Source organism: Ammoniphilus oxalaticus, from assembly GCF_003609605.1.
Classification (GTDB): domain Bacteria; phylum Bacillota; class Bacilli; order Aneurinibacillales; family RAOX-1; genus Ammoniphilus; species Ammoniphilus oxalaticus.
Map to the genome: position 1 here is coordinate 93671 of NZ_MCHY01000002.1, position 13928 is coordinate 107598.

Annotated in this window: 13 protein-coding genes; 1 reads left to right on the forward strand and 12 read right to left on the reverse strand. The window is 41.7% G+C overall.

The window, feature by feature from the left end:
- Positions 1-23 precede the first annotated feature (23 nt).
- Positions 24-506: a DUF3939 domain-containing protein gene (locus tag BEP19_RS01250; protein ID WP_120188050.1), complete on the reverse strand. Its 483-nt coding sequence runs from the start codon at positions 504-506 to the stop codon at positions 24-26.
- 161 nt (positions 507-667) lie between these two features.
- Between BEP19_RS01250 and BEP19_RS01255 the strand changes: the two genes are divergently transcribed.
- On the forward strand, positions 668-1759 hold the full coding sequence (locus BEP19_RS01255; protein ID WP_120188051.1) for an enoyl-CoA hydratase/isomerase family protein: 1092 nt from the start codon (positions 668-670) through the stop codon (positions 1757-1759).
- A 57-nt stretch (positions 1760-1816) separates the two neighbouring features.
- Here the strand turns inward: BEP19_RS01255 and BEP19_RS01260 are convergent, their stop codons facing one another.
- From BEP19_RS01260 to BEP19_RS01310, 11 genes are all read right to left on the reverse strand, one after another.
- Positions 1817-2338, reverse strand: a complete 522-nt coding sequence (locus BEP19_RS01260) for a hypothetical protein (protein ID WP_120188052.1) — start codon at positions 2336-2338, stop codon at positions 1817-1819.
- Positions 2339-2463: 125 nt separating this feature from the next.
- Positions 2464-3117, reverse strand: coding sequence for an alpha/beta hydrolase (locus BEP19_RS01265; protein WP_170145214.1), 654 nt, complete (start codon positions 3115-3117; stop codon positions 2464-2466).
- 143 nt (positions 3118-3260) lie between these two features.
- The gene (locus tag BEP19_RS01270) at positions 3261-4163 is read right to left on the reverse strand and encodes a glycine betaine ABC transporter substrate-binding protein (protein ID WP_211329290.1); all 903 of its coding nucleotides are present in this window, start codon (positions 4161-4163) and stop codon (positions 3261-3263) included.
- A 9-nt stretch (positions 4164-4172) separates the two neighbouring features.
- A complete protein-coding gene (locus BEP19_RS01275) occupies positions 4173-4829 on the reverse strand; it encodes an ABC transporter permease (RefSeq protein ID WP_120188055.1) in 657 nt (218 codons plus the stop codon).
- Entirely contained in the window at positions 4826-5956 is a 1131-nt protein-coding gene (locus tag BEP19_RS01280; protein ID WP_120188056.1) for a betaine/proline/choline family ABC transporter ATP-binding protein, read from the reverse strand. The genes BEP19_RS01275 and BEP19_RS01280 overlap by 4 nt, the downstream gene beginning before the upstream one ends.
- A gap of 584 nt (positions 5957-6540) precedes the next feature.
- Positions 6541-7308 carry an IclR family transcriptional regulator gene (locus tag BEP19_RS01285; protein ID WP_120188057.1) on the reverse strand — a complete coding sequence of 256 codons (768 nt, stop codon included), beginning with the start codon at positions 7306-7308 and terminating at the stop codon, positions 6541-6543.
- Between the two features lie 100 nt (positions 7309-7408).
- The gene (locus tag BEP19_RS01290; RefSeq protein WP_120188058.1) at positions 7409-8284 is read right to left on the reverse strand and encodes an NAD(P)-dependent oxidoreductase; all 876 of its coding nucleotides are present in this window, start codon (positions 8282-8284) and stop codon (positions 7409-7411) included.
- 84 nt (positions 8285-8368) lie between these two features.
- Entirely contained in the window at positions 8369-10105 is a 1737-nt protein-coding gene (locus tag BEP19_RS01295; protein WP_120188059.1) for a thiamine pyrophosphate-binding protein, read from the reverse strand.
- Positions 10106-10725: 620 nt separating this feature from the next.
- On the reverse strand, positions 10726-10965 hold the full coding sequence (locus BEP19_RS01300) for an acyl carrier protein (RefSeq protein WP_170145215.1): 240 nt from the start codon (positions 10963-10965) through the stop codon (positions 10726-10728).
- Positions 10966-11074: 109 nt separating this feature from the next.
- Positions 11075-12064, reverse strand: coding sequence for a 2-dehydropantoate 2-reductase (locus BEP19_RS01305; protein ID WP_120188061.1), 990 nt, complete (start codon positions 12062-12064; stop codon positions 11075-11077).
- 15 nt (positions 12065-12079) lie between these two features.
- On the reverse strand, positions 12080-13597 hold the full coding sequence (locus BEP19_RS01310) for an acyl--CoA ligase (RefSeq protein WP_211329291.1): 1518 nt from the start codon (positions 13595-13597) through the stop codon (positions 12080-12082).
- Positions 13598-13928 lie beyond the last annotated feature (331 nt).

Sequence of the window (13928 nt, forward strand, 5' to 3'; positions counted from 1 at the left end):
AGCTTTTACCACTTTTGTTGTTTCTAAATTTGTCTCGGTCGCTTTCTTGTGATTAAATTCTCCTCTGTCGTTAAATACGTATCAAAAGATGGACTTTCTTTTAAGTAAGGCCTTAATTTATAATAGCAAATTTTCAAATTCGCATTGCCTTCTTCAATCGGAAATTTCTCCTCAATATCAATGTAGCGATCGACCGCCTTTTGAATCTGGTCGATCATATGCGGCGTGGTTGCTTCATCAAATATCTCATAAGTCTCGCGCGACATGTAATATGGATCTTTTGGAATCGCTTTCAAATAAGGAGCCAGCAAATCATAGTCTAGCGCGAGGTTTTCCTTGATCAAAACGCTAAGATAAATACCATCCGCTTTTTCTTTTGCGAAACGGGCAACCGCCCCTTTTACTTCTTCAATTGAGATCTCTTTTAAGGGCCATTTTTGATGCGGTTGTTCAATTTCCGCTTGCTTGCTTGAAGGAGCAAGCCAACGTTTAAACCGTTTTAGCATGGAACCACCTCACTTTTTATCCATTCGTGATTCTTGTATGTATTCTACAAACTATCAGTAAATCCTTCTTTCTGCTAGATGTCGCTTGGTTAATCCCACTTAAATTGGGCAAATATAGAAATTGAACCACTTAGCAGACAACAGGAAGGAGATTAACAGCAATGAACCAGGATTTACACGTGATCTTCACAGTGGAGAACTCAGTCGGTTGGATAACGCTAAACCGTCCAAAAGCGCTAAATGCGCTTTCATATGAAATGGTGTTGGAAATTCGCGAACAATTACGTATTTGGAAAGACAACCCAGCGGTGGCGCTTGTTTGTATTGTTGGCGCAGGGGATAGGGCTTTATGCGCTGGAGCAGATATTCGCGCCCTTTATCAGGAGAAACATACGAGTGGAGACGCGCGGGCTTTAGCTAGAGCCTATTTTTCCGCGCAATATGAGATGGATCACATCATCCACACCTACCCTAAACCATGCCTTGTAATCATGGATGGGATCGTGATGGGCGGCGGTGTTGGACTGTCGATCGGATGCAGTCATCGTCTTGTTACCGAAAACACCAAATGGGCCATGCCGGAGATGAACATTGGTTTTTTTCCCGATGTTGGAGCCAGTTATTTTCTCAATCAAATGCCTGGACATGTGGGTCGTTACCTCGCCTTAACTTCGGAAACGATCACCGCAGCCGACACACTTTACATCGGCGCAGCAGATCTGTATTTAGCTGCTGAGTCGGTCAAGCCCTGTCTGGAAGCGCTACGGGCTCATCCATGGCAACAGGATGGTGTCCAAGAGGATCTTGCCACTTTACTTCATTCTTTATCTAGTCCAAGTCCTGAGCCTTCGTTGCTTGAAGAACATCAAGACAAAATCAATGAACATTTTAGGCACAATTGCGTCGAAGAAATTGTGTCTTCTTTAAAAGAAGCTTCGCTCGTTGGTTGTGATTGGTCCGCGCAAAAAATAGGAGCCATCCAGCAAAAGTCGCCGACTTCTTTAAAAGTAACGTTGGAGCAAATGATGCGGGGCAAAACTTTACCGTTAGACGCGTGTTTCAATATGGAAGTCGAACTGGGTGTTGAATTTATGGGACGGGATGATTTCTTTGAAGGGGTGCGGGCGACGTTAATCGATAAAGATAAAGCGCCGCAATGGTCACCGCAACATTTAAAAGACGTCACCTCAGAAATGGTTGCCGCTTACTTTCAGGAAATGGGCCACACCTCGTCTTCATCCAGCATTTCCTAGGTCAGTTCACGATAGAAGGGTACTCGCCTTCCCCTTAACGGCAAACAGTACCCTTCTTCATTTCCATTTAAAATTGCCATAATCAATCACAACGATTCTCCCTTTTCTCAAACGAATGTTTGGCCAGCGGATTCTTCGCTTTGGGGAAATCAAATCACCTGGGATTATCCCGCTCCGTTCAAATTGTTTGATTATCTTTTTTATTTCAGCCTTGATTCCTTTCTTCTTTGGAACGGGCTTGGTAATACGTTGCATAACGAGCCAACCATGACCAAATTCTTTAATTTTAGCTAACCTTTTTTGAAGACGCGGCGGCGCCGACTGATACATCTCGACCTCACGCTGATTGTTGTTTATTCCGTTAAATGCGATCGCTATCTTTAGTACCCAACCATTGTCAAGATCAAAAACAATTCTTTTTTTACCGCAGCCGAGCTCTTTAAGTTTAATATCATTGAATCTCTCTCTCGCCTTTTCCTTCAAAGATTTACGCAGTGGATATTTTTCGGTCTCTACCTCCTGGATCCATGCCTCAACGAGCAACGCATCCTCCACATCCAAATAATCAAAGAGACTCACCTTATCCTTCACCTCCCACCGATCATGAGCTAAGAAAAGATGATCTCTTTGTATTGTATTCATTTGGATTGAAGTGGTCTAAACGGTTACCTATCAACACAAAAAAACTTTTTAGAAAGCATATATTAAACTTGCTTTAGGTCGTCAAATAACCATTGCAGGTAGTCCTGTTCATTCTCCGCTGTAATCTCATGACGAGCGAAAAAGGAAGAAAATCGAACGTTCCTAGCGCGGTGGTTCTGGAAGAATTGTGCGTTTTGCTTTGCTTGACTCATCGTAAACAACGGATCATAGGAACCGTGCGAAATGTAGACTGAAACTTGATCAATCGACTCATGCTGATCATCTTCTTTAACAAATGGGGGCAAATATCCACTTAAAGCGATAATCCCTTTAATCCGATTCCCTTCACGCAAAGCCAATGTCATCGCGAGCGCCGCTCCTTGACTAAATCCTAAAATATATTGAAACTTTGGATCAATGGCATATCTTTTTCTGCAGTACGCTAGCGTTTTTTGTAATCGATCGACACTTTCATCAAATGATTCCCGATTCGGATTTCCAAAGCCTTGAATTTCATAATGGGAATACCCATCCTCTCGATCATGGAAACCACGGATACTAATTAAGATAAACTCATCTTTTAATTGCTCAACAAGAGCAAGCGCATTCTCTTCATTGCTCCCAATCCCATGAAGAACAAACAACGTAGGATAGCTTTTCTTCTCGGCGCTGTCAGCAGTGGGAACTGAAATCTTGTATGTCAGCGGGCTTTTCATCATTTTTCCTCCGTAAAATAGATTAGTAGAATTAATTATAACAAACACGAGCCAAACTACAAACAGACGATCGTAGAGTAGCTAGCCTTAAACATAAAAAAATCCGACCTACAAGATCAGTAGGTCGGGTTTTTTTGCCTCTATTATTCGATTAGCCCAGCTTCCGTTAAGAAGCGCTTAGCTACAGCGTCAACTCGTTCACCATCGTTATCTACTTGTCCATTCATTTTCTGCATCGTCTCTTCATTAATTTTTCCAGCTAATTGAAGAAGAACTTCTTCCAACTCAGGATGGGCTTCTAACGTATCTTGTCGAACAAGCGGTAGCGCGTGATAAGGCGGGAAGAACGATTTATCATCTTCCAGCACTCTTAAATCATATTCGGTTAATTGACCGTCTGTCGTGTAAGAGTTAATCACGTCAACCTCTCCAGAATCGATCGCGCGGTACATCATCCCGTGATCCATTCCTTTAACTTCTTTAAATTCGATGCCATATTCCTTGCTAAACCCTGGTAATCCATCAGGTCGATCAATAAACTCGAATACAGCTCCAAACGTGAAATCTTTGGCATGTTCAGCGAAGTCACTAAACGTCACGACGCCAAGTTCCTCTGCCTTATCTTCATATAGAGCCAAAGTATAAGTGTTATTAAACCCAAACGGTTCTAATGCTGTGAGTCCGTCTTCAGCTACAAACTCTTTTACCATCGCTAATGTTTCATCCGCATTTCCTGGCTCTGCTTGATAATAGTTAGCCACAATCGTGCCCGTGTAATCAGGGATCACTTGAATGTTATCACTTGTGATCGCATTCCAGACTACGTTGGAGCCACCCATATTCTCTCTATAAACAACGTTTAAATCTGTTTTTGCATCGATCATCTGTCCAATAATGTGTGAAAGAATAATACTTTCTGTATTGTTTCGCGAACCTACAGCAATTGTATCTCCATCTTTGGCTCCTTGGCCGCCACCTCCGCAAGCAGTAAGCAGCATAACAGAAGCAAGTAACGCAGTAATAAGTTTATAACTTTTCTTTATCATAATATCCCCCTATTTTCTTAACCCTTTTGGAGTCGTCCAGTACTCAAGGCGGTTAAATATACCTTCGACTAATAAAGCTAATAGTGTTGCAGGAATAGCTCCTAAAAAGATTAAGCCATCAATCCCACGTGTAATTCCTAAAAATATAAAATCACCTAAACCTCCAGCGCCGATAAAAGCAGCTAGTGTCGCGTTTCCAATGTTGATAACAGCCGATGTGCGTATACCAGCCATAATAATCGGCAGCGCCAATGGTAGCTCTACTTTAAAAAGGATTTGCATGCTGGTCATACCCATCCCTTTGGCCGCTTCCCTTGTCGAAGTATCCACATCATTTATACCCGCATACGTATTACGCACGATCGGTAATAAGGAATATAAAAACAATGCGGCGATTCCCGTTTGAACGCCGATTCCAAAAATCGGAATCATAAATCCGAGTACGGCTAAACTAGGTATTGTTTGTAAAATACCGGTTCCGCCCAAAACAATCGGAACGAGCCATTTCACACGGGTAATGATCACCCCTAGTAAAACACCTAATACGACAGCCATCACCATTGAGAAAAAAACAAGTTGTATATGGATGAATGTCGCATCCAAAACTTCAGGCCAACGCATTTGCCATTGCTGAACAATTTGATCCCACAAACTTAAGTTCTTCATTCTTCCTCCTCCATTTCAGTCCATTGACTCGACAGAGCAGAAAGTAATGTACCTCGCGTGACTAGACCAATAACTTGTTTGTGGTCATTCAAAACAGGAATGATGCCTGTCGAAGAACGCGCCATTTTTACAATTGCATGTTTAGCGCTGTCATTATGGGAAAGAGTTAATTCAGAGGTATCTACGATTTCTTCAAGCGTTCTAATACTGTCCATCGTCCTTATTAAATCGGATGCAGATACAATACCTTTGAAAGTCCGATCTTCATTAATAATAATCAAATGCGTTATTTTACGTTGCCGCATGGTCGATAAAGCTTTTTCAGGTGACCGATGCGCATAAGATGAAACAACCTGCTCTCTCATTACTTCGGTCACGGGCATCAATTCTGGATTTTGAATAATTTGATGTTTTCCGATGAATTCTTCTACGAACCCATCCGCAGGATCATGCAATAAGACCTCTGGAGTATCAAGTTGCAATAACTTCCCATCTTTCATAATCGCAATTCGATCGCCCATTCTAAGCGCCTCATCCATATCATGGGTAACAAACACGATCGTCTTCCTTAGCTTTTGTTGCAAAGAAAGTAACTCTTCTTGCAGTTGCTCGCGTGTAATCGGATCTAAAGCCCCAAATGGCTCATCCATTAAAATAATGTCCGGGTCGGATGCTAATGCCCTTGCAACCCCTACGCGTTGTTGCTGACCCCCTGACAACTCTTTTGGATACCGATCACGGAATGTGTCTGGATCAAGACCGACGAGCTGCAATAATTCAGTTACCCGTTCCTTAATCTTCTGCTTATCCCATCCCTTTAATTGGGGAACGATCGCAATGTTTTTTTCAATCGTATAATGTGGAAACAAGCCGATCTGTTGAATAACATAACCAATATTGCGCCGCAGTTGGGCTGCATTTAAATCTTTAATGTCTTTACCGTCCACGGTAATGGTTCCGTGTGTCGCTGGGATCATCTGATTAATCATTTTCATTGTTGTAGATTTTCCAGAACCACTCGGTCCGATTAAAACGAGAAATTCCCCAGCAGGAATTTCAAAACTGACTGAATCCACTCCTTTCGTTCCATCCCCAAAAATTTTACTTACATTGTCAAATTTAATCATAGTGCCTCCTCACCAATTACGGAACGACTGATGTTCTCTTGCTAGCAGCTCCATCTACTAGTATACAGCTCATTCTTATTTGTGACGAGTTGCACAATCTACTATATAAGAACGCGTTGCCATGTTTGTATACAATATCACGGTGATAACGTCGTTTGAGTGATTGTTAGTCCTTTCTTCTCCATTTTACTCGCGTTAACTACAATTTTTATCTTTTGAATGGTAATATTTGTAATACTGAGCATCCTTAACCAAAACGGAAGAGCGGATGTGACATAAAAGACTTTTTAACGCGGATAAAAAACAAAAATGAAGGAAAGAAGGTCCTTAAGTACATATTTTTAAATATGGCATAAAAATTTAAAGATCCATCTTTCCTATTTTTAATAATAAATATGGTTTTAGCGTAAATGTAATAAAAGAATTAACAAATAAAGGGGGAGTGTAGACGGTGAGATGAAATGTGTAAGTATCAAATAGGCTACTACAGAAAAATGAATAGGAATGTACCAATCTAGTTGCAGCAGCCATGATCATACCTCATCTGATTATATGGTTTAAGAAGAAGAATTAAATAAATTCGTTTACTCACTGTAGCCTAATCTTTTTGAGATTTGCTTACCAATACTCATGACTTTGTTTTCCAGCTTGCTTAATCTTTCTTCTGTCATTCTCATTTTAGGCCCAGAAATACTAAATGCGGCAATCACATTACTTGTGTGGTCAAAAATAGGCACAGCAATACAGTTAATGCCAAGTTCGTTTTCTTCCAAGTCTAAAGCATACCCTTTTTCTTTTATCTTATCCAGTTGTTGATACAACGATTCTTTATCTGTAATCGTAAAGGGCGTGTGGGGTTCAAACGGATACTCGTCAAACGCTTTCTCCACCTCTTTACGGGGTAAATAAGCCAGAATTGCTTTTCCTACTGATGTACAATGCATCGGCGCCCTTGTACCAACTTTAGAATGCATACGAAGTGTCTCATTGCCTTCTAACTTTTCAATATAAACAACTTCACCACGGTCATAAACAACCAGATGAATGACTTCATTGGTCAACTGTTCTAATTCTTTTAAGAAAGGCTTTGCTTCCGCGCGCAGATCAATCGAATCGAGCAGGGATGAACTTAATTCTAAAACTTTATAACCTAATTTATAACGATCTGTCTCTGTCTCTTGTTCAACATAGCCGTATTGCACAAAAGTGGATAACATCCTGTAAACAGACGTTTTGTTAAATCCTAACTCTTTAGAAATTTCCGTAACCCCGCAACCCACTTTTCGCTTTCTTAAAAAATCGAGTATTTGTAGGGCGCGACCAAGTGACTTCACCATGCTCTCATTAGACATACGATACACCTCCTATTTTTAATTTGCTCGTAACAAAAACAACATGTAAAAAGGACAGGGCCAAAACCCTGTCCTTACAAGTCAAGAGACTGACTTAGCTCTATTTGTCATAAAGCTTGTACAATGCTTGTGTACCAAGATCTTCATGACCCATTTCAGCCAGCTTATCGTTGTTAGCTTTCATTAATTCAAGTCCAGGTAATTCTGCGCCCATTTCTTTAGCCGCTTCCAATCCGATTACCATATCTTTAATAAAGTGCTTGATATAGAATCCTGGATCAAAGTCGCCAGATGTCATTTTAGGAGCAAGATTGCTTAGCTGCCAGCTTCCCGCAGCGCCTGTTTCGATGCTTTCAAGCACACGAATCGGGTCTAATCCAGCTTTTTTAGCGTAGATCATTGATTCTACAGCTCCCATTAAAGTTGAAGCAAGCGCAATTTGGTTACACTGCTTTGTATGCTGTCCTGCTCCCGCAGCGCCTTGTAACACAATATTTTGACCCATTAATTCAAAGATTGGCTTTACAGCGTCAAATGCTGCTTGGTCGCCGCCAACCATAATCGATAAACGAGCTTCTCTCGCTCCGATGTCGCCACCAGAAACAGGAGCGTCTAACGAATGCATCCCACGGCTTTTCGCTTCGTCATAAATACGAGCGGCAAGCGAAGGGCTGGAAGTAGTCATATCAATAAAGTATGTGCCTTCTTTAGCATTCGGAATTAAACCTTCCGCGCCAAGGTATACTTCTTCAACGTCTTTTGGATAACCAACAATCGTAATAATTACATTTGCTTGTTTAGCAACATCAGCAACTGTGTCAGCCCACTTTGCGCCTTTTTCAAGCAGCGCATTTGCTTTTTCTTTGGTGCGGTTGTAAACAACTAAGGAGTAGCCGCCATCAATCAGATGACCCGCCATGCTTTGTCCCATAACGCCAAGTCCAATAAAACCAATTGTAGTTGTGCTTTTGTCCATTTTCGTCTCCCTTTCTTATCTCAATATATGTAATCCTCCTCCCCCTCTTTACAGAGAGGAGAGGAGGATATAAATAACGATCTATTATAGACTGTCAGAGTAGTTGAAGCCTTTAAGCGTACCGTTGTTTGAGAATTGGCAAACTGTATCGCTCGCTACGATCACTTCAATTACGTAAGGCTTGTTAAGGTCTTTCGCGCGTTGTAATGCAGGCTTAATATCTTCCCATTTCGTTACACGCTCACCACGAACACCCATACCTGCCGCAGTCTTTACGAAGTCAATACCAAGGTTTCCGTTATCAGAAAGCTCGTTTTCGTACTCTAAACCAGTATCGATTCTGCGTTCGCCGTAGAACCAGTTTTGTTGTTGACGAATCAATCCAAGCAATCCGTTATGCATAACGAATACAACAACTGGAATGTCGTATTTAGCAGCTGTAGCTAAGTCTTGTAATGACATACCTAAGCTACCGTCACCAAGAATATTAACAGCTTGACGCTCAGGGAACGCAAGTTTAGCAGCCATTGCAGCTCCTAGACCCCATCCCATTGTACCGCCTCCACCAGTTAATAGGTATGTGCGCGGCACATATGTTTCGAATAATTGACATGACCAGATTTGGCTGATTCCGCAGTCATGTGAAACGAAAGCGTCGCGATCTAAGAATTCTCTTAGTTCTCTTAATGCGCGTTCTTGTCTGATCGGGTTATCATCGTAGTCAGTCTTACGAGCATATTTTGCTCTTTCTTCCGTTAAGTCAAGCTTCGCTGGAGCCTCAGCTGTAGCAGCCACATCAGCAGTAAGCTTTTTGTATGTTTCAGCTAACTTACTCATGAATGTTTTAACGTCGGATACAACGCCTAGCTCCGTTTCAACTGTCTTACCGATATCTTTTTCATCGATATTAACCATGATAATTTTTGCGTCACGTTTGAAAATCTCAACGTTTCCTGTGCTACGGTCAGCAAAACGTCCACCAAGGTTAATGATCAAGTCAGATTCTAAAATTGTTTTGTTACCGAATGGAGTATCTAACATCGTACCCATACGACCAGCAAATAGCGGGTGATCGTTAGGGAATGTATCCATACCCATACCTGTTGTAACCACAGGAATTTGCAACGCTTCAGCTAGTTCTTTTAATTCAGCTGTAGAGTTAGAAAGGTTGATACCGCCACCCGCAACAAGAACAGGCTTTTTAGCTTCTTTCAAGAACTCAAGAACTTTCTCGATATCTTCATCTGAAGCTTGCGGCAATACATCTGGTTCGCTAGAAGCGATTAATGCGTCAAGATCCACTTCAACCTCAACTTTTTGCGCGTCTACTGGAAGGTCAAGCAACACAGGACCTTTGCGTCCTTTTGTAGCTGTTTCCCATGCTTCATGGATCATTTCAACTGCTTTAGATCCATCTGTTAATTGATACACAGCCTTACAAACAGGCTTAGCCATTTCAGTGATTGGCGCTTCTTGGAACTGCATTGTTCCTAAAAGAGTTGCTTTTTGTTGTCCAACGATCGCGATCAATGGGATAGAATCCATGAAAGCTCCGTATAACCCTGTTAGGAAGTTCGTTCCGCCAGGACCTGATGTCGCTGAACAAACACCAACTTTTCCAGTGGCGCGGGAATATCCGTCAGCCATGAACACAGCTGTTTGCTCGTGGCGAACCACATAAGAATCGATTTTAGTATCTTCTAGAATTGAATCGTAGAATGGTAGAATAGCTGCTCCAGGCACACCATAAAGTTGTGTTACTCCGCGCTTTTCAAGATAAAGCGCAATTGCTTGAGCTGCTGTCATTTTAACTTTAGCCATTAATTATTCCTCCTCATAACCCTAAAAATTTCTTTAGTATGGATAGTGACTAGCTATATACTAATTTACCACATATCCGAACAAATTGTTCTATGAAAATCGAGGGAATCTGCCTAACAAGCAAATCACCTTCACTATTAAACACCAAACAGAGAAGCATTCGGCATTAAATTGTGAACAATCTCTTTTTTCACTGTTGAATACGCCTGTGTTTCTCATTGAGAAACAGCGTTTCTCCAAACAAGCAAAAAAATTGACAAACTTGCTCGATTCATAAACGAATAATTCGTTAGAGTGGCTTCTGTCTGTCTGTTACACAATAAGAACACAATTTCTTATTTGTAACTTTATACTAACAGTCAACCACAAAAAAATCAAGACCTATTTTTAGCAAAAAACCAAATGGATCTTTCTTCAATTATAGAAAGATTCCTTTTTGACTATGATTCATCATCTCATAGGTACTGATCGCTCTCTCAGTAATTGGTGTTTGACCGAGAGAGCCAATCAGTTGAGTGATTTGGATCGTGAAAATGAGGCAATATCCAAATCACTGGTAGATTCCTACTCCTAAACTAGCAGAATTGTCTTGTAAGTTAATCTAGTAGTCTATATCTAGCTTACGCCTTGGCAGCGCTAATCAAGTCAACAACTTGACCAACCGTCTCAAGACCAGCAGCATCCGAATCAGAAATTTTCAAATCAAAAGCATTTTCAATTTCTGTCACAATGCTGACGATATCAACGGAATCGACCCCAAGATCGTCACTGATTGTAGATTCAACTTTGATGCTGTCTCCCTCAATAGCTAAGAAATCAGCAAACAACTCTCTCACTTGGTTAAAGATGCTATCAGACATGTCACTTCCTCCACTCATTCTTAAAGTTTTGTAATTCATTCATTTCATTAATATACATAAAACATAATGGGTTGGAAACCATTATATGTCTTACATTTTAAAAATAGAACTATCTTACATGAATTAAATCTTTGTCAATCGTTAGTAATTTAACACATGCATAGATCGCGTCTAGGTTTGGAGTTGGGGTATCCGTAATTTTCCCTAGTTCGCAAACAGCTCCAACAAGAGCATCAATCTCTAACGTGCGTCCAGCTTCCAAGTCTTGCAACATAGAAGTTCTGTGCGCTCCAACCGCTTCTGCGCCTTGAATTCTCTGATCAACAGATACTCCGAAACGGATACCTAGTTTTTCAGCGATCGTTTGAGCCTCAACCATCATGTTTCGAGCCAATTCTCTAGTAGGAGCATACTGACAAATCTCCTCCAAAGTACCATGTGTTAATGCGCTAATCGGGTTGAATGCGCAGTTGCCCCATAACTTAACCCAAATTTCATCGCGGATCGTCGTGCGCACAGGCGCTCTCAAACCAGCAGCATTAATTCTTCTTGAAATTTCACGAACACGTTCGCTCCTCGAACCATCTAATTCCCCTAGGGAGAAACGGTCGCCATCAATGTGTTGAACAATTCCAGGACCAGCTAATTCTGTCGCTGGGTAAACAACGCAGCCGATCACACGATCTGTTTCTAGATTAGCTTCAATAATACCGCCTGGATCAACAGACTCAATACGACTTCCTTCGTATGGTCCGCCATGTTTGTGGAAATACCACCAAGGCACTCCATTTTGCGCAGTAATTACGACCGTATCCGGGCCATAAAGTGGACGCATGTTTGGAGCTAGTCCAGGTAAACTGTGAGCCTTTAACGCTACGATAACAACGTCCTGCTCTCCAGCTTCTTCCATTCTGCTCGTCGCTAATTTAGGATGAGCTACTTGTTCTGTTCCATCTGACATACGCAAAGTTAAACCGTTTTGTTGAATGGCTTCTAAGTGAGCGCCACGAGCAATTAATGTTACCTCTTCACCAGCTAATGCAAGCTTAGCGCCAAGATAGCCACCAATAGCTCCTGCTCCTACGATACAAAAACGCAATGATCTCTTCCTCCCTTATGAAATTCCTAGCAGTTCTGCCAAGTTAACTCTCTGTATTTTACTTGTTGCCCCACGCGGGATTTCGTCCACGATATGGAATCTTCTAGGCACTTTAAAGTCAGCCAATTGCGCTGAACAGTGCGCCCGCAATTCTTTCTCGTCCGCATCTCCTTTTAAGACAACTGCCGCATGAATATCTTCCCCGTAAACTTTACTAGGAACAGCAAACGCAATCGCTTCCGAAACTGCGGGATGACGTAAAAGAACATCGTCAACTTCAATCGGTGATATTTTTTCACCGCCACGGTTGATAATTTCTTTGAATCGTCCTGTTAGAGATAAATATCCGTCTTCATCTTTGAAACCTTGGTCCCCTGTGCGGAACCATCCATTTGCAAACGCCTCTGCGTTTGCTTCCGGATTCTCTTCGTATCCTGAGAAAATATTTGGTCCTTTTACAACAACTTCACCCAATTCCCCGTTTTCCAACAGGTTTCCTTCTTCGTCCATAATGCCAACTTCTACACCAAACCCGATCCCAACACTGCCTGGCTTTCGTTGCGCCGGAGGTAATGGGTTGGAAGCCATTTGGTGACAAGCTTCTGACATTCCGTAAGCCTCTAGAACCGGAGCCTTAAACACTTCTTCCATGCGCTCTAGTATAACAGGCGGTAACGGTGAACTACTGGAACGAATAAAACGGAACGGGTTTGCTTCGATAATGTCCTTGTTGCTTTCAGCTCTAGCAAGTAACGTCTGATGCATTGTTGGAACAGCTGAGTACCACGTCGGCTTATAAGTATCGACCCAACTCCAAAATTCAAGGGCGCTAAACCCTGGTGGGCAAACCAATTTACCCCCCGCCGCTAAAGTGGATAGCGTTGAGGCAATAATGCCATGAATATGGAATAAAGGCATGACACATAACCCTGTGTCATCTTTTGTTAAATTATATGTTGATTTAATATTGTTTGCCGACGCCACAATGTTTGAATGACGAAGTGGCACTCGCTTTGGCGCGCCGGTTGTCCCGCTCGTGTGCAAAATCATTGCCACATCTTCAGGCGCTGCCAATTCCGTAGGACGAGGTTCGCGTTGCCCTTTAATTAATTCAAAAGATAGAGTCCCATCTTCCTGTGGTGTTGCTTCAATGAGAGCCATATCTTCCGTCATGGCTTCGCGCGCTAATTCCGCGGAACCCGGAAGCGTGATAAGCGCTCGCGCTTTTGTATCCTCATAATAGTACGCAAACTCTTCTTTTTTATAATTTGGATTTAGCGGAGCTGCTGTAGCGGAAATGGCAACCGCCAAAAAAGTAACTACAGTTTCTGGGCCATTCCCCATTACCATCGCTACACGATCTCCGCGACCAATTCCGAAGCTATTTAATGCTGCCGATAACTGAATGACATTATCATATAATTGTTTATAAGATAATGTCGGTTTACCCGGAGCGAAAAGAGCCTCGTCATGATCGCTTCCTGTTGGACTAAGAAGATCATGTATTGTCATGTTTAAGGGAGTCTTTATCATAAGTATACCTTCTCTCTTCGCTGATTTACATGTTTTTTTATGGAACACCATGTTTTTGTCCTGTTTAAACCCTACCACACTTACTCATTATCACAAATCACTGACAACGATCTAACTAAAATATGAAATATCTTCCCCCTTGTTTCTCATTGCGAAACGCTATTTCGTATTTGTAAGTTAATACTACCAGCCCAGTTTTAAAAAATCAAGAACATTTTTTAAATTAAAATTCGATTATGTATTTTTATTTTATTCCGAAAACAATTAAAAACACAAGCTTTTTCATCCGCTTTTTCCGCGTAATTCCTATGTTCCGCGGATGTAAACCCTT

Bases quoted from the DNA above. Each gene is read 5' to 3' on its own strand.
- BEP19_RS01250 (WP_120188050.1), bottom strand. From the start codon at position 506: ATGCTAAAACGGTTTAAACGTTGGCTTGCTCCTTCAAGCAAGCAAGCG.
- BEP19_RS01255 (WP_120188051.1), top strand. From the start codon at position 668: ATGAACCAGGATTTACACGTGATCTTCACAGTGGAGAACTCAGTCGGT.
- BEP19_RS01265 (WP_170145214.1), bottom strand. From the start codon at position 3,117: ATGAAAAGCCCGCTGACATACAAGATTTCAGTTCCCACTGCTGACAGC.
- BEP19_RS01270 (WP_211329290.1), bottom strand. From the start codon at position 4,163: ATGATAAAGAAAAGTTATAAACTTATTACTGCGTTACTTGCTTCTGTT.
- BEP19_RS01275 (WP_120188055.1), bottom strand. From the start codon at position 4,829: ATGAAGAACTTAAGTTTGTGGGATCAAATTGTTCAGCAATGGCAAATG.
- BEP19_RS01280 (WP_120188056.1), bottom strand. From the start codon at position 5,956: ATGATTAAATTTGACAATGTAAGTAAAATTTTTGGGGATGGAACGAAA.
- BEP19_RS01285 (WP_120188057.1), bottom strand. From the start codon at position 7,308: ATGTCTAATGAGAGCATGGTGAAGTCACTTGGTCGCGCCCTACAAATA.
- BEP19_RS01290 (WP_120188058.1), bottom strand. From the start codon at position 8,284: ATGGACAAAAGCACAACTACAATTGGTTTTATTGGACTTGGCGTTATG.
- BEP19_RS01295 (WP_120188059.1), bottom strand. From the start codon at position 10,105: ATGGCTAAAGTTAAAATGACAGCAGCTCAAGCAATTGCGCTTTATCTT.
- BEP19_RS01300 (WP_170145215.1), bottom strand. From the start codon at position 10,965: ATGTCTGATAGCATCTTTAACCAAGTGAGAGAGTTGTTTGCTGATTTC.
- BEP19_RS01310 (WP_211329291.1), bottom strand. From the start codon at position 13,597: ATGATAAAGACTCCCTTAAACATGACAATACATGATCTTCTTAGTCCA.